The organism is Bartonella sp. TS82HLJMH, from assembly GCF_042193495.1.
In the GTDB taxonomy this organism is placed as follows: Bacteria; Pseudomonadota; Alphaproteobacteria; order Rhizobiales; family Rhizobiaceae; genus Bartonella; species Bartonella grahamii.
The window spans coordinates 1-22,610 of sequence record NZ_JBHILU010000010.1; the positions used below are offsets into that span (position 1 = coordinate 1).

Annotated in this window: 15 protein-coding genes, 1 tRNA gene and 1 pseudogene; 15 read left to right on the forward strand and 2 right to left on the reverse strand. The window is 38.4% G+C overall.

Annotated elements, in window-relative coordinates:
- The 13 genes and pseudogenes from ACFIKO_RS06010 to ACFIKO_RS06070 all read left to right on the forward strand — a co-directional run.
- Positions 1-65, forward strand: a pseudogene (locus ACFIKO_RS06010) (elongation factor Tu); the annotation flags it as partial.
- A 47-nt stretch (positions 66-112) separates the two neighbouring features.
- Positions 113-188, forward strand: a tRNA-Trp gene (locus ACFIKO_RS06015).
- A 204-nt stretch (positions 189-392) separates the two neighbouring features.
- Positions 393-605, forward strand: a complete 213-nt coding sequence (gene secE, locus ACFIKO_RS06020; RefSeq protein WP_273790652.1) for a preprotein translocase subunit SecE — start codon at positions 393-395, stop codon at positions 603-605.
- Positions 606-625: 20 nt separating this feature from the next.
- The gene (gene nusG / locus ACFIKO_RS06025) at positions 626-1,156 is read left to right on the forward strand and encodes a transcription termination/antitermination protein NusG (RefSeq protein WP_375620054.1); all 531 of its coding nucleotides are present in this window, start codon (positions 626-628) and stop codon (positions 1,154-1,156) included.
- Between the two features lie 149 nt (positions 1,157-1,305).
- Entirely contained in the window at positions 1,306-1,734 is a 429-nt protein-coding gene (gene rplK, locus ACFIKO_RS06030) for a 50S ribosomal protein L11 (RefSeq protein WP_375620055.1), read from the forward strand.
- A gap of 4 nt (positions 1,735-1,738) precedes the next feature.
- Positions 1,739-2,443: a 50S ribosomal protein L1 gene (gene rplA, locus ACFIKO_RS06035; protein WP_375620056.1), complete on the forward strand. Its 705-nt coding sequence runs from the start codon at positions 1,739-1,741 to the stop codon at positions 2,441-2,443.
- A gap of 357 nt (positions 2,444-2,800) precedes the next feature.
- A complete protein-coding gene (gene rplJ / locus ACFIKO_RS06040; protein ID WP_012755027.1) occupies positions 2,801-3,319 on the forward strand; it encodes a 50S ribosomal protein L10 in 519 nt (172 codons plus the stop codon).
- A gap of 101 nt (positions 3,320-3,420) precedes the next feature.
- Positions 3,421-3,792: a 50S ribosomal protein L7/L12 gene (rplL, locus tag ACFIKO_RS06045; protein WP_012755028.1), complete on the forward strand. Its 372-nt coding sequence runs from the start codon at positions 3,421-3,423 to the stop codon at positions 3,790-3,792.
- 291 nt (positions 3,793-4,083) lie between these two features.
- Positions 4,084-8,232 carry a DNA-directed RNA polymerase subunit beta gene (rpoB, locus tag ACFIKO_RS06050; protein ID WP_375620057.1) on the forward strand — a complete coding sequence of 1,383 codons (4,149 nt, stop codon included), beginning with the start codon at positions 4,084-4,086 and terminating at the stop codon, positions 8,230-8,232.
- A gap of 172 nt (positions 8,233-8,404) precedes the next feature.
- Positions 8,405-12,616 (forward strand): DNA-directed RNA polymerase subunit beta', encoded by a 4,212-nt coding sequence (gene rpoC, locus ACFIKO_RS06055; protein ID WP_375620058.1) that lies wholly within the window; start codon positions 8,405-8,407, stop codon positions 12,614-12,616.
- A gap of 544 nt (positions 12,617-13,160) precedes the next feature.
- The gene (locus ACFIKO_RS06060) at positions 13,161-13,547 is read left to right on the forward strand and encodes a MerR family DNA-binding transcriptional regulator (RefSeq protein ID WP_012755031.1); all 387 of its coding nucleotides are present in this window, start codon (positions 13,161-13,163) and stop codon (positions 13,545-13,547) included.
- Between the two features lie 207 nt (positions 13,548-13,754).
- The gene (locus tag ACFIKO_RS06065) at positions 13,755-14,444 is read left to right on the forward strand and encodes a nitroreductase (protein ID WP_012755032.1); all 690 of its coding nucleotides are present in this window, start codon (positions 13,755-13,757) and stop codon (positions 14,442-14,444) included.
- Positions 14,445-14,789: 345 nt separating this feature from the next.
- Positions 14,790-16,181 carry an L-serine ammonia-lyase gene (locus tag ACFIKO_RS06070; protein WP_375629041.1) on the forward strand — a complete coding sequence of 464 codons (1,392 nt, stop codon included), beginning with the start codon at positions 14,790-14,792 and terminating at the stop codon, positions 16,179-16,181.
- 1,803 nt (positions 16,182-17,984) lie between these two features.
- On the opposite strand, the gene ACFIKO_RS06075 is transcribed toward ACFIKO_RS06070, so the two are convergent.
- Positions 17,985-18,263, reverse strand: a complete 279-nt coding sequence (locus ACFIKO_RS06075) for a hypothetical protein (protein WP_375620062.1) — start codon at positions 18,261-18,263, stop codon at positions 17,985-17,987.
- Positions 18,264-18,295: 32 nt separating this feature from the next.
- On the reverse strand, positions 18,296-19,645 hold the full coding sequence (locus ACFIKO_RS06080) for a D-alanyl-D-alanine carboxypeptidase (protein WP_375620063.1): 1,350 nt from the start codon (positions 19,643-19,645) through the stop codon (positions 18,296-18,298).
- 233 nt (positions 19,646-19,878) lie between these two features.
- Here ACFIKO_RS06080 and clpS point away from each other — a divergent pair, with 233 nt between their 5' ends.
- Positions 19,879-20,250 carry an ATP-dependent Clp protease adapter ClpS gene (gene clpS / locus ACFIKO_RS06085; RefSeq protein ID WP_375620064.1) on the forward strand — a complete coding sequence of 124 codons (372 nt, stop codon included), beginning with the start codon at positions 19,879-19,881 and terminating at the stop codon, positions 20,248-20,250.
- Between the two features lie 6 nt (positions 20,251-20,256).
- Positions 20,257-22,608: an ATP-dependent Clp protease ATP-binding subunit ClpA gene (clpA, locus tag ACFIKO_RS06090; RefSeq protein ID WP_375673518.1), complete on the forward strand. Its 2,352-nt coding sequence runs from the start codon at positions 20,257-20,259 to the stop codon at positions 22,606-22,608.
- Positions 22,609-22,610 lie beyond the last annotated feature (2 nt).

The window sequence follows — 22,610 nt, forward strand, 5'->3', positions numbered from 1 at the left end:
GTTTTGCTATTCGTGAAGGTGGTCGTACTGTTGGTGCCGGTATCGTCTCTAAGATCATCGAATAAATAATGCTTGTTTAAGGGGTGTTAAAAGTGTTTTAGTTTTGAGAGTTAGGGGTATAGCTCAGTTGGTAGAGCGGCGGTCTCCAAAACCGCAGGTCGCGGGTTCAAGTCCTGCTGCCCCTGCCAAAGGGGAATAGAATTTTACATATAAGGGAGTAGATTTTGCTGCCTTTTTCGCTTTTTTTGATATAGGGCTTGTTTTTTTGTGTATGAAACGGTATTGAATAGGAAATAAGGAAATTGCATAAGTCTGAAAGTTGGCTTTTGCATTTTTTTCTGTTTATTTTATTGTATAAAACACGATAGGGCTAGAGAGAGTATAGTGTGACGATGGCATCTAAAACCAATCCGATTACCTTTTTGAAGCAGGTTTATGCAGAGACAATTAAAGTGAAATGGCCTACACGTCGTGAGACGGTTATTTCTACTATTATGGTTTTGTTGGTAACTGCGTTGGCTTCAGCTTTCTTTTTTATTGTGGATCAGGTTATGCATTTTGGTGTTTGGCGGGTTATTGATCTTCTGAAATATCTTTTTAGTTGAGAATGTAAGGAAGTGTGACTGTGGCAGCTCGTTGGTATATTGTTCAGGCATATTCAAATTTTGAAAAGAAAGTAGCGGAGGCTATTGATAAGGAAGCAAAGCAAAAAGGACTTGATCATCTTTTTGAAAAGATTTTTGTTCCAACAGAGCGTGTTGTAGAGGTTCGTCGTGGACGCAAAGTTGATGCTGAGCGAAAATTTTTTCCTGGTTATGTTCTTGTTCATGCTGAGTTAACAGATGAAGTTTATCATCTTATTAAGAATACACCTAAAGTGACAGGTTTTTTAGGATCGGATGCGCGTCCTGTTCCCATTTCTGATCGAGAGGTTGAACAAATTCTCAAACAAGTTCAAGAAAGGGTTGAGTCTCCAAAGTCTTCTGTATTGTTTGAGGTTGGAGAGCAGGTTCGCGTTGCTGATGGTCCTTTTGTTTCGTTTAATGGTATTGTTCAAGAGGTTGAAGAAGAGCGCTCTCGTCTTAAGGTTGAAGTGCTTATTTTTGGGCGTCCTACGCCTGTTGATTTGGAATTTGGTCAGGTTGAAAAACTCTGATTAAACTTAGAGTAGTTTTAATTACTTTAAGGAAGGAGTGGGAGGTGATTTATGGCTTTTGTCGGCTTAATGATCCGAACCACGTAACTGCAGCGGGTAGCGGGCAAGATAAATTGTCAGTATACCAGTGAGATTAAAGGCAGATTGTTATGGCAAAAAAAAGTATAGGTCAGCTTAAGTTGCAGGTTCCTGCAGGGGCTGCTACTCCATCTCCACCGATTGGTCCAGCTCTTGGGCAACGCGGTATTAATATCATGGAATTTTGTAAGGCGTTTAATGCAGCTACACAAGAAATGGAAAAGGGAGCACCGATTCCAGTTGTTATTACGTATTACCAAGATAAGTCTTTCACATTCTCTCTCAAGACGCCTCCTGTATCATTCTTTTTAAAGAAGGAAGCAAACCTCAAATCTGGTTCAAAAGAGCCTGGTAAAGTGTCTATAGGAAGCATTTCTCGCGATAAAATTCGTTCGATTGCGGAATCAAAGATGAAAGATCTTAATGCGAATGACATTGAGGCAGCAATGCGTATGGTTGAAGGTTCTGCTCGCTCGATGGGCTTGGAAGTGGTGGGCTAATATTATGGCAAAAGTAGCAAAAAGAATAAGAAATATCCGAAAAGATATTAATTTTAATGAACTTTACGCTTTAAAAGATGCCGTTTCAATGGTTAAGGAGCGTGCAGTTGCTAAGTTTGATGAAACAATTGAAATTTCAATGAACTTGGGTGTTGATCCTCGTCATGCTGATCAAATGGTTCGAGGAGTTGCTCATTTGCCTAATGGAACAGGGAGAAATATTCGTGTTGCCGTTTTTGCTCGTGGGGATAAGGCTGAGGAAGCTAAGGCGGCAGGAGCTGATATTGTGGGGGCCGAAGATTTGTTTGAAAGCATTAATGGAGGGACTATAGACTTCGATCGTTGTATTGCAACACCAGACATGATGCCTCTTGTTGGTCGTCTTGGTAAGATTCTTGGTCCGCGGAGTTTGATGCCGAATCCGAAAGTTGGTACTGTAACACTTGATGTTGCCGGTGCTGTCAAAGCTTCTAAAGGTGGTGCTGTTGAGTTTCGTGTGGAAAAAGCTGGTATTGTGCATGCTGGTATTGGTAAGGCTTCTTTTGGTGTTGAAAAAATCGTAGAAAATATAAAGGCCTTTGCAAGTGCAGTTATTAAAGCCAAACCGCAAGGTGCAAAAGGTGAATATATTAAGCGCGTTACTGTTTCTTCGACTATGGGGATTGGTATTAAAGTTGATCCAGCAACAGTTCGTTCAGAGCTAATATAAGCTGATTTATAATTTTATTTTGAGGTGTGTGAATATCAAAATTGTATTTAAAATGCTGGTTTTGATCAGCATTTAGCTATCTAAGCTTTATAGGGCTTAGGTTATACCGGAAGAAATTCCGGAATATCCTGTCCGAGATTGTAGGTGATGCTTTTAAGTATCTTAATCAAAAAAACCTGCATGAGACTGGGGTAAAAACTGAGAGTTAAAAGACTTAAAGGGTTTGAGCCAAGGTTGCCTTTGAACGCTGTGCGTGAAAAAGGGGACAGGATCCTCATCGGTGACATGAAGTATTTTATGTTATCAAAGGTAACCAACAGGTTTGTTTTAAGTAAATCTGTTAAATGGAGAGAGACAGTGAATAGAGCGGAAAAACGCGAATTTGTTACATGGCTTAACGAGGCTTTTCGGAAGTCTGGTTCTGTTGTTGTTGCACATTATTCCGGTCTGACAGTTTCACAGATGAATGATCTACGTTCGAAAATGGGTGAAGCTGGCGGTGCCGTTAAAGTCGCCAAAAACCGTCTTGCTAAAATCGCTCTTCAGGGCACGGAATCTGAATCGATAGTGGGTTTGTTTACTGGACAAACACTTATTGCTTATTCAGAAGATCCAATCACAGCACCGAAAGTTGCTGTTGATTTTGCGAAAAGCAATGACAAATTTGTCATCCTTGGCGGTTCAATGGGTGCAACAAGTTTAACTGTAGATGCTGTGAAGTCATTGGCTTCATTGCCTTCATTAAACGAGTTGCGTGCAAAACTTGTGGGTATGATTTCTACCCCTGCGACCCGTATTGCACAGGTTGTTAATGCTCCTGCTGGTCAGGTTGCACGTGTCATTGGAGCATATGCTCAGGAGGATAAGGCGGCTTAAGGCTGTTTGTATTCACGTTTATGGAAGGGCTTTAATGCTTTTCTGTTTTTTTGGATAAGATTTAATAATGGTTCAAATCTTTTAATTGAAGGAATTTAAAAATGGCTGATCTAGAGAAGATCGTAGAAGACCTTTCTAATCTAACCCTTTTGGAAGCCGCTGAGCTTTCTAAGTTACTTGAAGAGAAGTGGGGAGTTTCGGCTGCTGCTCCTGTAGCTGTCGCTGCTGTTGCTGGTGCTGCTGCTCCAGCTGCTGAAGAAAAAACAGAATTTGATGTTATTCTTGTTGAAGGTGGCGCGCAAAAAATTAATGTTATTAAGGAAGTTCGTGCTCTTACTGGACTTGGTCTTAAAGAAGCTAAAGATCTGGTTGAAGGGGCACCTAAGCCTATTAAAGAGGGTGCTTCTAAAGAAGAAGCAGAAAAAATTAAATCTCAACTTGAAGCTGCTGGTGCTAAAGTGGAACTTAAGTAAATTTAATTTTATCGGCGGGCATTTATGTTCGCCGATTTTCTTTCTCTTAATACAAAGAGAAAAAATAATGAGTAAAAAAACCTTTTCCCAACGGTTTCGTAACAGTAACGGGATAGGTTGGCACTACCCGTCCCTTCATCATAGAGTCAAAAAGATAAATGGCTTATGTTGATGGGGAAAGTTAAAGATGCTCATTATTGAGTATCAAGTGAACTGGTCTGCATATGCAGGTTAATGATATAAGGCTTTCAAGGTTGGTCTACCTTGAAGAGTAAAGATCAAGGAGCGACGATGGCTCAGACTCACGCAATGATGTCTCAATTCAATGGTCGTAAGCGCGTACGCAAATTTTTTGGTAAGATTCCTGAAGTAGCAGAAATGCCGAATCTTATTGAGGTTCAAAAAGCGTCATACGATCAGTTTCTCATGGTTGAGGAACCGAAAGGTGGACGACCAGATGAAGGTTTGCAAGCTGTTTTTAAATCGGTTTTTCCTATTTCAGATTTTTCCGGTACAGCTATGCTTGAGTTTGTTGGTTATGAATTTGATTTACCAAAATTTGATGTTGAGGAGTGCCGTCAACGTGATTTAACTTATGCTGCCCCATTAAAGGTCATATTACGTTTGATTGTTTTTGATGTTGATGAGGATACTGGCTCCAAAGATATCAAAGACATTAAAGAGCAAGGCGTTTATATGGGCGATATGCCTTTAATGACGACGAATGGTACCTTTATTGTTAATGGTACGGAACGTGTTATTGTTTCGCAGATGCATCGTTCTCCTGGTGTCTTTTTTGATCATGATAAAGGAAAGTCCCATTCATCAGGAAAGCTTCTTTTTGCTGCTCGTGTTATTCCATATCGTGGTTCTTGGCTTGATATTGAGTTTGATGCTAAGGACATCATTTATGCGCGTATTGATCGACGGCGCAAGATTCCTGTTACTAGTCTTTTGATGGCACTGGGTATGGATGCGTCAGATATTTTATCGACGTTTTATGATAAAGTGACTTATGAGCGTGATGGAGAAGGATGGCGAGTTCCTTATTCTGTTGATCGCTTTAAAGGAATGAAGCTCATTTCTGACCTTATAGATGCAGATAGTGGTGAAGTTGTCGCGGAGGCTGGTAAAAAATTAACAGTTCGTACTGCGAAGTCTTTGGCAGAAAAAGGACTTAAAGCGGTTAAAGTTAGTGAAGATGATTTATTAGGTTGTTATCTAGCCGAAGATATCGTCAATTACGAAACAGGTGAAATTTACCTTGAAGCTGGTGATGAAATTGACGAAAAAGTATTAAAGGTTTTGCTTGATGTTAGTGCTGATCAAATCAATATCCTTGATATTGATCACATGAATATTGGCGCTTATATCCGCAATACTTTAAAGGTGGATAAAAATGAAAGTCGGCAGGATGCGTTATTTGATATTTACCGAGTGATGCGTCCAGGTGAGCCCCCAACAATCGATACAGCAGAAGCAATGTTCCATTCATTGTTTTTTGATCCAGAGCGTTATGATCTTTCAGCCGTTGGGCGTGTTAAGATGAATTTGCGTATGGATCTTGATTGTCCAGACACAGTTCGCATTTTACGCCAAGAGGATATTCTCGCTGTTGTTAAGATGTTGGTTGAATTGCGTGATGGTCGTGGCGAAATTGATGATATTGATAATCTTGGCAACCGTCGCGTTCGTTCCGTTGGGGAGTTAATGGAAAATCAATATCGCATTGGTCTTCTTCGTATGGAGCGTGCGATAAAAGAGCGTATGTCATCGGTTGAAATTGATACAGTTATGCCACAGGATTTGATCAATGCAAAGCCTGCTGCAGCAGCAGTTCGTGAGTTTTTTGGGTCTTCGCAATTGTCGCAGTTTATGGATCAAACTAATCCATTGTCGGAGATTACCCATAAGCGCCGTCTTTCTGCTCTTGGTCCAGGTGGTTTGACTCGTGAACGTGCGGGTTTTGAAGTCCGTGACGTACATCCTACGCATTATGGTCGTATTTGTCCGATTGAAACACCGGAAGGCCCCAATATTGGTCTCATTAACTCCTTAGCAACATTTGCGCGAGTTAACAAATATGGCTTTATTGAAAGCCCATATCGAAAAATTGTTGATGGAAAAGTCACAAAAGAAGTTATTTATCTTTCAGCGATGGAAGAAGCAAAGCATTATGTCGCTCAAGCTAATTCGTCATTAGATAGTGAAGGTCGTTTTACAGAAGAGTTTGTTGTTTGCCGTCATGCTGGTGAAGTTTTAATGGCGCCGCGTGATCATGTTGATTTGATGGATGTTTCACCAAAACAGTTGGTTTCAGTTGCAGCAGCGCTTATTCCTTTTTTGGAAAATGATGATGCGAATCGTGCGCTTATGGGATCGAACATGCAGCGTCAGGCAGTTCCTCTTGTACGTGCTGAAGCGCCATTTGTTGGGACGGGAATGGAAGCCATTGTTGCGCGCGATTCAGGAGCTGCTGTGAGTGCAAAACGTAGTGGTGTTGTTGATCAAGTCGATGCTACCCGTATTGTTATCCGTGCAACAGAAGATTTAGATCCTTCAAAATCAGGCGTTGATATTTACCGCCTACAGAAATTTCAGCGTTCTAATCAGTCCACTTGTATTAATCAGCGTCCTCTTGTACATGTCGGTGATAGGGTAGAGAAAGGTGATATCATTGCAGATGGCCCATCCACGGATCTTGGTGATTTAGCTCTTGGGCGGAATGTTCTCGTAGCCTTTATGCCTTGGAATGGATACAATTATGAAGATTCTATTTTGTTATCCGAGCGCATTGTTGCTGATGATGTTTTTACTTCAATTCATATTGAGGAATTTGAAGTTGCAGCACGCGATACAAAACTTGGGCCTGAGGAAATTACGCGCGACATTCCTAATGTTGCGGAAGAAGCGTTAAGAAATCTTGATGAAGCTGGCATTATTTATATTGGTGCTGAAGTTCAACCAGGTGATATTTTAGTTGGAAAGATTACCCCAAAAGGTGAAAGTCCCATGACGCCGGAAGAAAAGCTTCTGCGTGCAATTTTTGGGGAAAAGGCATCCGATGTTCGTGATACTTCTATGCGTATGCCTCCTGGAACTTTTGGTACTGTTGTTGAAGTTCGCGTTTTTAATCGCCATGGCGTGGAAAAAGATGAACGTGCGATGTCAATTGAGCGTGAAGAAATTGAGCGTTTAGCAAAAGACCGTGATGATGAGCAGTCTATTCTTGATCGCAATGTTTATGCGCGCCTTACTGATATGTTGACAGGTAAAGTTGCTGTAGAAGGTCCGAAAGGCTTTTCGGGAAGCAAAAAGCTTGATAGTACAGTAATGGGGCATTATCCACGATCCCAGTGGTGGCAATTTGCTGTTGAGGATGAAAAGCTTCAAAATGAAATTGAAGCTTTGCGCAAGCAATATGATGAATCAAAAGAAGCATTACAACGTCGCTTTATGGATAAAGTTGAAAAGGTCCAAAGAGGTGATGAAATGCCTCCTGGTGTCATGAAAATGGTGAAGGTTTTTGTGGCTGTGAAGCGCAAAATCCAACCAGGTGATAAGATGGCAGGACGTCACGGGAATAAGGGTGTTGTTTCACGTATTCTTCCCGTAGAAGATATGCCATTTCTTGAAGATGGGACTCATGCTGATATCGTCTTGAATCCGCTTGGTGTGCCTAGTCGTATGAATGTTGGACAAATTCTTGAGACGCATCTTGGTTGGGCATGTGCGGGGATGGGCAAGAAGATTGGTGATTTGTTAGAATTGTATCAAGAGACTGGAGATATATTGCCGTTGCGTCAGCGTATTGAAAATCTTATGCCTGATGATAATCAAAATGAACCAGTCCGTCAGTATGATAATGAAAGCCTTTACAAATTGGCATTACAGATGAAGAAAGGGGTTTCAATTGCAACGCCTGTTTTTGATGGAGCACATGAGTCTGATATTAACATGATGCTGGAGGACGCAGGCTTAGATAGTTCAGGGCAGGTTACGCTTTATGATGGTCGTACTGGAGAGCCTTTTGATCGTCCAGTAACGGTGGGATATATTTACATGTTGAAATTGCATCACCTTGTTGATGATAAGATTCATGCACGTTCTATTGGTCCCTATTCACTTGTTACGCAGCAGCCATTAGGAGGCAAGGCACAGTTTGGTGGTCAGCGTTTTGGTGAAATGGAGGTTTGGGCACTTGAAGCTTATGGTGCTGCATATACTTTGCAGGAGATGCTAACAGTAAAATCAGATGATGTGGCTGGTCGAACGAAAGTCTATGAGGCAATTGTGCGTGGTGATGATACATTTGAGGCGGGTATACCCGAAAGCTTTAATGTGTTGGTAAAAGAAATGCGCTCACTTGCTCTTAATGTGGAGCTTGATGATGCGCGTGAACTTATTGCACAGCGGGCATTGTCTGATACAGCAGAATAATAATTCAAGGAGCGCAGTAGAAAAAGGTTGCGCTCTGATTATTTTAAGAGGCTCAATAACCTTATTAAGGTTATACAGGTCATTTTTAAAAGTAAATGTATTTTAAAGAAGATCTGTTATAAAACAAATGAGATATTACAACAGGTTCTAAGAATCTTTGAAGGAGAACAGCATGAACCACGAGGTCATGAATCTTTTCAATCCTCAAGCGCCAGCGCAGACATTTGACTCTATTCGCATTTCTATTGCGAGTCCTGAGAAAATTTTGTCCTGGTCGTATGGTGAGATTAAGAAGCCTGAGACTATTAATTATAGGACTTTTAAACCAGAGCGTGATGGTCTTTTTTGTGCACGTATATTTGGCCCTATTAAAGACTATGAATGTCTATGTGGCAAATATAAACGCATGAAGTATAAGGGCATTATTTGTGAAAAATGCGGTGTAGAGGTTACTCTTTCGCGCGTACGTCGTGAGCGTATGGGGCATATTGAACTTGCGGCACCTGTTGCGCATATATGGTTTCTTAAATCATTACCAGGTCGTATTTCTACACTTTTAGATTTAACTTTAAAGGATATTGAGCGGGTTCTTTATTTTGAGAATTATATTGTAACCGAACCAGGATTGACATCTCTTAAGCTCCATCAGCTTCTTTCTGAAGAAGAATATATGCTTGCTATTGATGAGTTTGGAGAAGATCAGTTTACAGCTATGATTGGCGCTGAAGCTATTTACGAGCTTTTAGCTGGTATGGAGTTAAATAAAATCGCCAATGATTTGCGTCTCGAATTAGCTGAAACAACTTCAGAGTTAAAGCAGAAAAAATTGATTAAACGACTTAAAATCGTTGAAAATTTTCTTGAATCTGGAAATAAGCCAGAGTGGATGATTATGAAAACAATTCCGGTTATTCCACCGGATTTGCGTCCATTGGTTCCGCTTGATGGTGGGCGTTTTGCGACATCAGATCTGAATGATCTTTATCGGCGGGTTATTAATCGTAATAACCGCTTGAAACGGTTAATTGAATTGCGTGCTCCTGGAATTATCGTGCGCAATGAAAAGCGTATGGTACAAGAAGCTGTTGATGCATTGTTTGATAATGGACGGCGTGGGCGTGTGATTACTGGAGCCAATAAACGTCCTCTCAAGTCTTTATCAGATATGTTGAAGGGCAAGCAAGGACGTTTTCGTCAGAACTTACTTGGGAAGCGTGTTGATTACTCAGGGCGTTCTGTTATCGTGACTGGTCCTGAATTAAAATTGCATCAATGTGGTCTTCCCAAAAAAATGGCTCTTGAATTGTTTAAGCCTTTTATTTATGCGCGGCTTGATGCAAAAGGCTATTCATCAACGGTAAAGCAGGCAAAGAAGCTTGTTGAAAAAGAACATCCAGAAGTTTGGGATATCTTGGATGAGGTTATTCGTGAACACCCTGTTTTACTCAACCGTGCGCCAACATTGCACCGTTTGGGGATTCAGGCTTTTGAACCTATCTTAATTGAAGGCAAAGCTATTCAACTTCATCCACTGGTGTGTACTGCTTTTAATGCGGATTTTGATGGAGATCAGATGGCGGTTCACGTTCCGCTTTCTCTTGAAGCACAGCTTGAAGCCCGTGTTTTGATGATGTCGACCAATAATATTCTTCATCCGGCTAACGGTGCCCCAATTATTGTTCCCTCACAGGATATGGTTCTTGGTCTTTATTATCTTTCAATTGTTTCTGAAAAAGAACCAGGTGAAGGAATGGCTTTTTCTGATATAGGTGAGCTTCATTATGCCTTGGAAAATAAGGTTGTAACGCTTCATACGAAGATTAAAGGCCGCGTTAAGAATATGGGGAAGGATGGAAAAGAAGTTTCTAAACTTTATGATACGACACCTGGTCGTTTGATTATCGGTGAGCTTTTGCCAAGAAATGCGGATATCTCATTTGATATTGTCAATCAAGAAATGACGAAAAAGAATATTTCCAAAATGATTGATCATGTTTATCGGCACTGTGGACAAAAAGAGACGGTTATTTTTTGTGACCGTATTATGCAGCTTGGCTTTTCTTATGCTTGTCGTGCAGGAATTTCATTCGGTAAGGATGATATGGTTATTCCTGATAGTAAGTCGCGTTTAGTTGCAGAGACAGAAGCTTTGGCTAAGGAGTACGAACAGCAATATAATGATGGTTTGATTACACAAGGTGAAAAATACAATAAGGTTGTAGATGCTTGGGGTAAATGTACAGATCGCGTTGCAGATGAAATGATGAAACGTATTCAAGCCGTCGATTTTGATCCTAAAACAGGTCGTCAACGGCCGATGAATTCGATCTATATGATGTCACATTCTGGAGCACGTGGTTCTGCTAACCAGATGAGACAATTGGCCGGTATGCGTGGATTAATGGCAAAACCATCGGGTGAAATTATTGAAACCCCCATTATTTCAAATTTTAAAGAAGGTCTAACTGTTAATGAATACTTCAATTCCACGCATGGTGCACGTAAAGGACTTGCTGATACTGCGTTAAAGACGGCGAACTCTGGTTATTTAACACGGCGTCTTGTTGATGTTGCACAGGATGCTATTATTTCAGCAGTTGATTGTGGTACCGCAAAAGGGCTTACTATGCAGCCAATTGTTGATGCAGGACAAATTGTTGCCTCCCTTGGGCAAAGGATTCTTGGTCGTACAGCGCTTGTTGATATTCTACATCCTGTCTCTGGAGAGGTTATCCTTGAAGGTGGAGCGATGATTGAGGAAGCTGATGTCGCGAAGATTGAAGAAGCTGGGATTCAATCTGTTCAAATTCGTTCTGCTTTAACATGTGAAACACGTCTTGGTGTTTGTGCAAAATGCTATGGGCGTGATTTGGCGCGTGGAACACCTGTTAATCAGGGAGAAGCCGTTGGTGTTATTGCTGCTCAATCCATTGGTGAGCCGGGAACACAGCTTACTATGCGTACTTTCCACTTAGGAGGAACTGCGCAGGTTGTTGATTCATCTTATTTAGAGGCATCTTATGAAGGTAAGGTGGAGATTCGTAATCGTAATGTGGTTCGTAACTCTGAAGGACATTTGGTTGTGATGGGGCGTAATATGGCTATCCTTATCAAGGATGAGTTAGGAAAAGAACGCGTTGTACATCGTGTTAGCTATGGTGCTCATATTTTTGTTGATGATGGTGATATGGTTAAACGTGGCCAACGTATAGCAGAATGGGATCCTTACACACGTCCAATTTTAACGGAAGTTGAAGGCTATGTGGGTTTTGAAGATATGATTGATGGTTTATCTGTCACTGAAACAGCTGATGAATCTACGGGTATTACGAAGCGTTTGGTGATTGATTGGCGCGCTAATCCACGTGGTGCGGATCTTAAACCAGCCATTATTATCCATGCAGATAAAGAAGGTGAATCCATTGCTAAATTGTATAAGGGAGGTGAAGCCCGTTATATGATGTCAGTGGAAACTATTCTTTCTGTTGAGCTTGGTGCTCATGTTAAGGCTGGTGATGTTATTGCTCGTTTGCCAATGGAAAGTGCCAAGACGAAAGATATTACGGGTGGTTTACCACGTGTGGCTGAGCTTTTTGAAGCGCGTCGTCCAAAGGATCATGCGATTATTGCTGAAGTAAGTGGTACGATTCGATTCGGCCGTGGTTATAAGAATAAACGTCGTATCATTATTGAACCAAATGATGAAACTCTTGAGGCAGTAGAATATTTGATTCCAAAAGGTAAGTTGTTTCACTTCCAAGAAGGTGATCAAATTGAAAAGGGAGATTATATCCTTGATGGAAATCCAGCACCTCATGATATCTTGGCGATTAAGGGGGTTGAAGCTTTGGCATCTTATCTTGTTAATGAGATTCAGGAGGTTTATCGTTTGCAGGGAGTTCTTATTAATGACAAGCACATTGAAGTGATTGTTCGTCAAATGTTGCAAAAAGTTGAAATTACTGAATCTGGAGATTCTGGTTATATTCCAGGTGATAATGTTGATCGTATTGAACTTGATGAAATCAATGATAATTTGATTGCAGAAGGGAAGAAACCTGCATCTGGTAATCCCATTCTTCTTGGAATTACAAAAGCTTCTCTTCAAACGCCTTCTTTCATTTCGGCGGCATCGTTTCAGGAAACAACACGTGTTCTTACTGAAGCAGCAGTTTCTGGTAAAATTGATACTTTGCAAGGACTTAAAGAGAACGTTATTGTCGGTCGTCTTATTCCAGCAGGTACAGGTGGTACGATTTCTCAAATCCGTCGTATTGCTGCCGTTCGTGATGATTTGATTGTAGATGAGCAGCGTAAGTCTAGTAATAACGAAGTGGCAAAGGCTATGTTGACAAATATGACAACTGGGGCTGTTGCTGAATAATTTAAATATAACATCACATAATAAAAAAACGTCTGAACTTTCTATTCAGACGTTTTTTTATCTCGAAATGCAGAAGTTGCATATTTTCCTGAAAATATCAAAAATTATAAGGCGATAGTTATTTTAAGCATCTTTAGTAGCTTATTATTTTGTAATGATGCTTATCTTTTTTGTTGCTTTATTTTAAAGTTTCTTAATTTCTAAAAGCAGTATAGAATTTTTCCAAAATATGTGAAGCTCAAAAGCCATATTCAAGGAAAAGAGTTGATTATCTACAAATTGAATAATGATTGATTTTGAATTTTAGGAAAATTGTTGATTGATATCTTCTATAAAGATTTTAAAGGACTTATAATGAAAGATCGATAGTCTTTTCTGTAATCTAAAAAATAATTAATTCTCTACTATACAATACTTGTGTGACAAGAATGTATCTTCTTCTAAATTAGAATGCAGGAGAGTAGAGATTAGGGTGCTCACTAAGTATTATAAAAAATAGACATATTTCTTATCACAATGAGATCTATGAAGACAGAATGAAAAAATGTACGAATATTATTCAATTGGAAAATTAACACGTGAGTTTTCAATAACAGCTCGGACTTTGCGTTATTATGAAGAAGAGGGACTTCTTATTCCTTTTCGGCGTGGAAATACACGGCTTTATACACAAACGGATCGTCATAAGTTAAAACAAATTCTGCGTGCTAAAAGAGTTAAATTTTCGTTGTCTGAAATATCTGATATGTTGACAATGGTTGGAAAACCACCTGATGATGAGAAAAAGCTTAAGAAATTAATTGCAGGAATTCATAAAAAACGAGCTGATTTAAAGCAGATGCAGCATGATATTGATGATCTTCTACAGGATTTAGAACGAATTGAGGAGAGTTTTTTTGAGAGCTTAGCGGAGTTGGGGGTTAATCATTGATTATAAAATTTATTTCATCTGCTTTTAGACAATTTTTTTCTATTAAAAGAGATGGGTTATACTATCTCTAAGGGGAATCTTTAACACTACGTGAAATGTGTAAGTTATTTAAAGAAATAGAGTGTTCGAAAAAAGCTGCGAAGGTATTTTCGCAATATATTGTCCTTGATAAGTAAAAAATTATTTTTCATAAAGAAAGTAAAAACAATGGCAGTCTCTCCTATGAGTGTTTTTCAATCTATTTTATCACGAAAGTCAATTCGCGCTTTTACTGATCAGCCAGTTAGTTTGGAAACAATCAAAGAAATCTTAAAACTTGCAGCACGTGCACCATCTGGAACAAATATTCAGCCATGGCAAGTGATTGTGCTTACAGGAAGTGTATTACAGAAAGTAGGGCAAGAGCTTTCACAACTTGTGCTTTCAGGTGTAAAAGGAGAGCGTGAGTATAGTTATTATCCACGTCAGTGGCGTGAGCCTTATATTTCAAGGCGTCGAAAAGTTGGTTTGGATCTTTATCAGAGTCTTGGAATTCAAAAAGGTGATGAAGAAAAAATACTTCATCAAAAGGCGCGAAATTTTTTATTTTTTGATGCACCTGTAGGACTCTTATTTACAATGGATCACGACATGGAAATGGGGAGTTGGCTTGATTTGGGTATGTTTATGCAGACCATTATGTTAGCTGCACGTGGATTTGGATTAGATACCTGTCCTCAAGCTGCTTTTGCTGATTATCATAAACAGATTCGTACGCTTTTATCTATTCCTTCTGATCGCCATATTATCTGTGGTATGGCACTTGGTTATCGCGATATGAGTGCTCCAGAAAACAATTTTGAGACAGAACGAGAACCGTTAGAAAACTTTGTACGTTTCATTGAAACATACCCATAAAATATTTTATATAATTAAGCATACGTTTTGAAGAACTTGGTGCATTATGAAAAATATTTCCGATAAGAATTTCGCATCCTTATTGAATTTTAATATTGCATATTAACACTTATTTTACTACGTTTGAAATATTAAGAGCGGTGGCTCTAGGGGCATTGTCCGTTTTTTGAAGGTGAGTCTAATGGAAAACACTATAGAGAGAAAGTGTTGGGTGGTAGCAAGACGAGCGACATTCGTGTTTATTGCTGTCATTTTTTTAGTTTATCTCGCAATTTGATTTTAAACGGGACAAACGTTATGAAAAAGCATATATGCTCAAGCTGTACTATAGTTTTGAGGTGATACGTGTTTCTATCTGTTTTTGAACTTTTTAAAATTGGGATTGGTCCTTCTAGCTCACATACGATGGGACCGATGACAGCTGCTAATATGTTTTTGCAAAAGATAGGAGATTTTTCTCGGTCGTCTGATATTCAAGTTTCTCGTATACGTGTTTATCTTTATGGTTCTTTAGCTTTCACGGGTATTGGTCATGCAACAGATAGGGCTATCATATTAGGACTTTTAGGAGAAAAAGCTTCTACTGTTGATCCTGATAGCATGGGGGGATTGTTAGAAAAAGTTATACGTGAAAAAAAAGTGCAACCAGAAGGACATCCCGCTTATCAGTTTGATGTGCAGCATGATCTTATTTTTGAACGAAAGAAAATCCTCCCAGGACATACAAATGGACTAGCCTTTGAAGGACTTAATACTGATGGGAATGTTCTGTTGCGGCAGATTTATTATTCTATCGGTGGTGGCTTTGTTGTGACTGAGGATGAGTTAAGCCATATGAATGATAATATACAACCAGAAACATTAGAGGTGCCATATCCATTTGATTCTGCTGGTGCAATGTTATCAATGGCAGAAAAATCAGGACTTTCAATTGCTGAAATGAAGCGCTTAAATGAAGAAACAAAGATAGAGCGTTCTTCTCTTGATACAGGGCTTGATGAAATTTTTTCAGCGATGACAAATTGCATTGATAGAGGTCTTTCACAAGAAGGTGAGTTGCCTGGTGGATTGCGTGTTCTAAGGCGTGCTAAAAAGCTGCATGAAACGCTTTTGGAAAATCAAAAGAAAAATCGCAATTATCCACTTTGGGCAAATGATTGGCTTTCGGTATATGCTATAGCAGTCAATGAGGAAAATGCAGCAGGTGGTCGTGTTGTTACAGCCCCAACAAATGGGGCAGCTGGTGTTGTCCCAGCAGTTTTGCGTTATTATCTTCAATTTAATGATGATTCAGATCGAGAGGGAATACATAATTTTCTATTAACGGCAGCAGCTATAGGCGGTGTTATCAAACATAATGCCTCTATTTCTGGTGCAGAAGTTGGGTGTCAAGGTGAAGTTGGAACGGCATCTTCAATGGCCGCAGCAGGGTTGACTGCAGCGTTAGGTGGAACGCCAGCTCAAATTGAAAATGCGGCAGAAATTGCGCTTGAACATCATTTGGGAATGACATGTGATCCTGTTGCAGGTCTTGTACAAGTTCCTTGTATTGAGCGTAATGCAATGGGAGCTGTTAAGGCGGTAACGGCTTCTTCTCTTGCATTATATGGTAATGGAGATCATTTTGTTTCTCTTGATGCTTGTATAGAAACAATGCGCCAGACTGGTCATGATATGAGTGAACGCTATAAAGAGACAAGTAAAGGTGGTCTTGCAGTCAATACAATATCTTGTTAGGAGCTGAAACATTTTTCAATCCATAACTGGAATTTTTGGGAGGGGGATCGTATTTCCTGATAAAGCTTATGTTTTTTTGTTACTTATAAATCAAAATTCCACTTTAATGCAACAGCAGCTTGAAATAAATTTGAGATGATTCAGTGTTTTCTTAACGAATAGTAGTTTTGGCATGCAAGTTTGGAGGGGGAGTAGTATCAGTATCTATCTGATTTGTTTCTAAAATGGGAAAAAAGTCTAATTTAGAAAAAATAAAAAAGCGTAAAGTAAAATTAGTGATCAGTCTGCCATTATTTTTTAGCTGGGTTTTATGGCTTTTAAAAGTTTCCATAGCCATATCTTTTAAGTAATGGAAGATTATGCCTGAGTATCCAAGGAAAATTTGTGTTAAATCTGAATAATTATGATGAGGAGAGAGAATTTTAAAGATTTTAATTTTTAGAAGTGAAGATTTTTTGGTACCTAGTATGGTAAAAAAATACCTTGAAAAGAAACGCTAATTTACAATAATTAAGAGATATATTGGAAATATCTTTTTTATTTATAATTCTGTACCATCAAAAAAACTAAAATAAATTAACGTATACATTAAAAAATATTTATCAAAATTCTTATGAGAATAGAATGCACACGATAGAACATTATCGTGTTACTCATTCATGAGTTTTTTTTAAAAGAAATATCTCTTAACGCTTCCAAACTCATTTCGCGATGGCATTTGTGAATGGTATAACGATAAATCCATTGAGCTATCCCCATCTTTATACTTAATAAAAAGAGTACGCCGGCACGATTACCAACTCTGCCAGCCCCCCTTTATGGGGATCAAAGCCTTTGGCATTTGAAACAGTTCATTATAGACATTTTGAATCTTTTTTGTACAGATTACTAATCTCGCTCATAACATGCAATAGAAGGGGTTTGATTGATTCAACATAAATAAATTTCAAATGAGAGAATCTTAAGATATTCGAGATTCTCATCTAACATAAAAAATAATGAACTATCTTTATAAATCAGTATTTTGCATATGAATAATACAATGTAAGTTTTCCATGAATGGTATAAAATCTATAGAGTATAAGCATCTTTATTTATAGACGGAAAAAACCAACACTATCATCCTTTTTTTCAACTTTCAATGTTACAAAAGATCCTAGAGTATTTGAAATGATTCATAAGAGATATTTTGATTTCTTTTTTAAATAGTTTATATGCCAATCTTGCTCGTGATGAGCAAGCGAACGACTTTGACTGATTCAATAAAAGAAAATAAGAGAATTTTACGAAAACCTCTTATTCAATATACAAAAAATAAATTATAAATTAAAATCTTATGGAAATCGTTATCACGATATTTAATCTGATAATTTCTTTTACGTTTTTTCATCGATGTATTTGTATTTTCCAATTTGCTTTGTCTGTTGAAAGAAATAAAAGTAAGAGGAATTAGATTATTTTTTACAGCGTTTATGTTGTAGAGGCACCATTATTAAGAGGGACTTCCTTTATTGAACTTTTACAATAATCCCTAAAATGATGAAGCTTTCATCCAATGAAACTATTCATTTTTTCCAAAAAGATATCAAGGATAATTTTTATATTAAATCCAGAAGTGGAAAAATATTGGGTGTTTTTTATGTCTTTAATAATGGTTTTATTGAAAGCTTGGAGGTATTGGATAGTTGGAAAAGCTGTCAGCACATTCCATAATTTAAGAAAAAAGTATGTTTATCAAAGGGCTTCCTAAGGCTGTAGATAATGGTTAGTAATAAAATAATTTTTTAGAGATGGTCTGTAGAATTAGATATTTGTTGCTCCTAGACGGATTTTAATAGGCACATTACCAGTTTGGCTAGCAACGCGTAAGTGAATGCGTACAGGAGGCATTATGAGACGACGGTTGCGTATTGTTTGGCAAATGAGAAGGTTAACAAGAGATTGTGTATCTAATGCAGTCGAATTACATTTTAAACCAGTAAGTTTTGCGGCAGCATCGTGAAGAGAACGCAATGAAAGGAGGGATGATTGCTTCAATAAAATTTCTTTTTTATGGAATGAAGCAAAAGCATTATCTGTCATAATACTATCCTTAACGCAGAATTCAAAAATTTTTAGTAGGCTACAGTATAGCAGTTAAAATTTGCTTTCTTTAATGTAGAGCAAGCATCAAATGCAGCTTTTTTTGATTGAAACCCTGTAAAGCGGGCTCGGTAATAACGCTGCCCACTTTTTTCAAACAGTTGCATGTGTGAAGATGCGCGCTTTAAAGTAGAAAAAGCTATATTTTTTGCTTTTAAAAGTAAAGTTTTTGCTTGTTCCTCACTAGGAAGAGAACCAATCTGGATAGCCCATCCGGCATTTGTGGACAAAGAGGCTGTTACAATTTTATGAGTCTCAACCGGTATAGTTTTTTGAGGGTTTGGTATTGGTATAATTACCTTGTTTACAGCCGTTATTGCGATATTGGAGTTTTTAGGTTGTTCTGCAAATGCTGTCAACATAGTTGCAATTTCATCGTCAAAATTACTTGAATCAGCTTTAATGGTCGGTATAGGAGTATTGGCGCCAGTCGGTAAGTGGTAGCGTACAGAAGCCATTAAACGTTCACCACTTTTCATTTGGCTTGCTTTGGGTAAATATTGATTCAATAGGCTAGCCATATGCTCGTCACGTGCAGTAGATGATTTACCTCCCATAACAACAGCGACAACAGAGCGCCCATCAAGACGCATTGAAGTTGCTAAATTAGAACCTGACATTTGTGTGTATCCTGTTTTAATTCCATCGACACCTTTCATTATTTTAACGAGTTTATTGTGGCTGTTAATTTTATGTCCACGGAAATTAAAACTTTTTGTTTTGAACAATTTATATTGTTTTGGAAAATGTTTACGTAAAGCTAATGACAAAGTCGCTATATCTCGTGCTGTAGAATAATTGTGCACATCCGGAAGTCCTGAAGCATTTGCGAAATGTGTATGTTTCATGCCAAGTTTACGAGCTTTTATAGTCATCATTTGAGCGAATTTTTTTTCACTACCTCCAAGATATTCTGCAATGGCAGCAGCAACATCATTTGCGGATCTTGTAATGAGTGCTTTAGCTGCTGATTCTGCAGAAATTGTTTGGCCTGCTTTAAACCCAATTTTTGTCGGTGGACGCATTGCTGCATAATGTGAAACAGGAATTGGTGTATTTGGTGTCACACGACGCATCTGCATAGCTTCAAAGAGTAAGTACAATGTCATCATTTTTGTCAAAGAAGCAGGATAACGTTTCAGTGTTGCATTGGCTTGAAATAGAGTTTTTCCCGTAGTAGCATCTATAACAATAGCCGCATACTTATCAGGATAGGCTCCTTGAGGTGTGGCTGATGCCCAACAGTAAGAAAAAGCTAACACAACAAAAGAAATTGCTATTGTTTTACAGTAGCGCATAATTTTTTGATAATTAATATACACTTGCAGTATCCTATTTCTCCATTTATCCAGAAAAACTTCTATAAAGCTTCCTTTTCTGTAATTTGTTGATGCAGTTTAGACGAATGGTATTACTAATTTGTTTACAGAAGTTATTTTATGAGTGAGGGATTGAAGTCTAACCATAGAGGGAATCTTTTCCTAATACATACAGGTATTGCAATAGTTATGAAAGAATTTAAAATTAATAAAAATGTGCTGCATGGAGAACGGTAATGGGACAGACGCTCATAATAAACTCTATAGCTCATATTATGCATAATGAAAAGGGCAAGAATTGGGATGAAGTTAGGCATGGTGCGGTTATAATGCCTAAGGCTAGAGCAAAACTCGAAAAACCTAAATTATGTCGAGTTTTTTTGCTTAATGATGATTACACACCTATGGATTTTGTTGTTTTCGTTTTGAAGAACTTTTTTAAAAAAAGTTTCGAAGAGGCAACGCAAATAATGTTAAATGTTCATCACAGTGGGATAGGAGAATGTGGAACTTATACTTATGAAGTTGCTGAAATGAAAATATTACAAGTGAGGGAGTGTGCGCGTCAAAATGAACATCCGTTACAATGTGTAATGGAATGGAAGTGAGGAATTATGCCATCTTTTACACCTAGTCTTGAAGAGGTTTTGCATCGTGCATTAACAATTGCTACTCAAGCACGGCATGAATACGCAACATTAGAGCATCTTCTACTTGCGCTATTAGATGATGCCGATGCAAATTCTGTTATTCAGGCTTGCCAGGTAGATGTGGAGGAATTGCGAGAGCGCTTAACCAATTATCTTCGCTCAGAGTTAGATGAACAGATTAGAACTGATGAGGATACGAAGCCTACAGCTTTTTTCCAGCGTGTTATCCAACGTGCGGTGATTCATGCACAATCAGCTGGAAAAGATGAAGTATCGGGGGCAAATGTTCTTGTTGCAATTTTTTCTGAACGTGAAAGCCATGCAGCATATTTTCTTCAAGAAATGGGAATGACACGCTATGATGCTGTACGTTTTATTTCGCATGGTATCACACGTGATGATGGGTTATCCATGTTACTTGAAGGACTTGAAGAGCAATTAGATCAGCAGATTTCGGATAATGGTGAAAGAGGAACAAGTGCTTTAACGAATTATTGTGTTGATCTCAATTGTAAAGCGCTTAATGGAAAAATTGATTTATTAATTGGCCGTGAAGTAGAAATTTCACGCATGATTCAGATTTTATGTCGAAGGTCAAAAAACAATCCGCTTTTGGTTGGTGATCCTGGAGTGGGGAAAACCGCTATAATTGAGGGATTGGCAAAGCGCATTGTTGATGGGCAAGTGCCTGAAGTTTTATCAAATGCAACAATATTTTCTCTTGATATGGGGGGGCTTGTTGCTGGTACACGTTATCGCGGTGATTTTGAAGAACGCTTAAAGCAAGTTATTAAAGAGTTTGAGCTGTATCCAGATGCTATTTTATTTATTGATGAAATTCATACCTTAATTGGAGCAGGAGCGACATTAGGAGGAAATATGGATGCAGCAAATCTTTTAAAACCTGTATTATCTTCTGGAACTATGCGATGTATTGGTTCGACGACTTACAGAGAATATCGCAAATTCTTTGAACAGGATCGTGCTTTAGAGCGTCGTTTTCAGAAGATTGATATTAATGAACCTTCTGTTACAGATGCGATTAAGATTTTGCAGGGAATGAAGCCTTACTTTGAAGATTTTCATCAGATTAAATATACAGATCAGGCGATGAAGGCATCGGTAGAATTATCTTCGCGTTATATAATTGACCGTAGGTTACCTGACAAAGCAATTGATATTATTGATGAAAGTGGCGCAGCGCAAAAGCTTTTGCCACAAAAACAACGCAAGAAGAGTATAGGTGTTAAAGAAATTGAAGCAACTGTTGCTACAATTGCAAGAATTCCACCAAAAACAGTTTCTCGGAATGATCAGAAGATACTGAGTAAGCTTGAAAGAGAACTCAAACATGTTGTTTATGGGCAAGATCAGGCAATTTCCGTCTTAGTTTCATCCATAAAATTGGCGCGAGCAGGTTTACGCGAACCGGATAAACCAATAGGAAGTTATTTATTTTCAGGACCAACAGGTGTAGGAAAAACTGAAGTTGCGAAACAGCTTGCATCATATTTATGCATTGAATTATTGCGTTTTGATATGTCAGAATATATGGAACGGCATACGGTAGCACGTTTAATCGGAGCTCCTCCAGGTTATATAGGGTTTGATCAAGGAGGTCTCCTTACAGATGCTGTTGATCAGAAGCCTCACGCAGTCCTATTGCTAGATGAGATTGAGAAAGCACATCCAGAGTTATTTAATATTTTATTGCAGGTAATGGATTATGGTAGATTAACAGACCATAATGGTAAGAAAATTGATTTCCGCAATGTTATTTTGATTATGACAACCAATGCTGGTGCTTCAGATATGGCAAAATCAGCTATTGGATTTGGGAAAGTACATCGTGATGGTGAGGATATAGAAGCAATCAATCGGTTATTTCCACCAGAGTTTCGTAATCGGTTAGATGCAATTATTCCGTTTGCACCTTTATCTCATTTAATCATCAATCAGATAGTGCAAAAATTTATTTTTCAGCTTGAAGCACAATTAGCTGATCGGGGAATTTGTTTTGAATTAAGCCCTTCTGCAACTTTATGGCTTTCCAATAAGGGATACGATTCTCAGATGGGAGCACGCCCATTAGGGCGTGTTATACAAGAATATATTAAAAAGCCATTAGCTGATGAAATTTTATTTGGAAAGTTACGCAACGGTGGCATTGTTCGCGTATTGACACAAAAATCAAATGGCAAAAAAGAAAGCTTACAGTTAGAAATTTCATCTTCCGATATATCTGCAAGTTCAAAGAAAAGTAAAATGGAAAATTTTACAAAAAAACGTGTAGGAAAAAAAAGCACAACAACTTAAGA

Bases quoted from the DNA above. Each gene is read 5' to 3' on its own strand.
- rpoB (WP_375620057.1), top strand. From the start codon at position 4,084: ATGGCTCAGACTCACGCAATGATGTCTCAATTCAATGGTCGTAAGCGC.
- clpS (WP_375620064.1), top strand. From the start codon at position 19,879: ATGGGACAGACGCTCATAATAAACTCTATAGCTCATATTATGCATAAT.
- rpoC (WP_375620058.1), top strand. From the start codon at position 8,405: ATGAACCACGAGGTCATGAATCTTTTCAATCCTCAAGCGCCAGCGCAG.
- ACFIKO_RS06060 (WP_012755031.1), top strand. From the start codon at position 13,161: ATGTACGAATATTATTCAATTGGAAAATTAACACGTGAGTTTTCAATA.
- clpA (WP_375673518.1), top strand. From the start codon at position 20,257: ATGCCATCTTTTACACCTAGTCTTGAAGAGGTTTTGCATCGTGCATTA.
- secE (WP_273790652.1), top strand. From the start codon at position 393: ATGGCATCTAAAACCAATCCGATTACCTTTTTGAAGCAGGTTTATGCA.
- ACFIKO_RS06065 (WP_012755032.1), top strand. From the start codon at position 13,755: ATGGCAGTCTCTCCTATGAGTGTTTTTCAATCTATTTTATCACGAAAG.
- rplL (WP_012755028.1), top strand. From the start codon at position 3,421: ATGGCTGATCTAGAGAAGATCGTAGAAGACCTTTCTAATCTAACCCTT.
- rplK (WP_375620055.1), top strand. From the start codon at position 1,306: ATGGCAAAAAAAAGTATAGGTCAGCTTAAGTTGCAGGTTCCTGCAGGG.
- rplA (WP_375620056.1), top strand. From the start codon at position 1,739: ATGGCAAAAGTAGCAAAAAGAATAAGAAATATCCGAAAAGATATTAAT.
- ACFIKO_RS06075 (WP_375620062.1), bottom strand. From the start codon at position 18,263: ATGACAGATAATGCTTTTGCTTCATTCCATAAAAAAGAAATTTTATTG.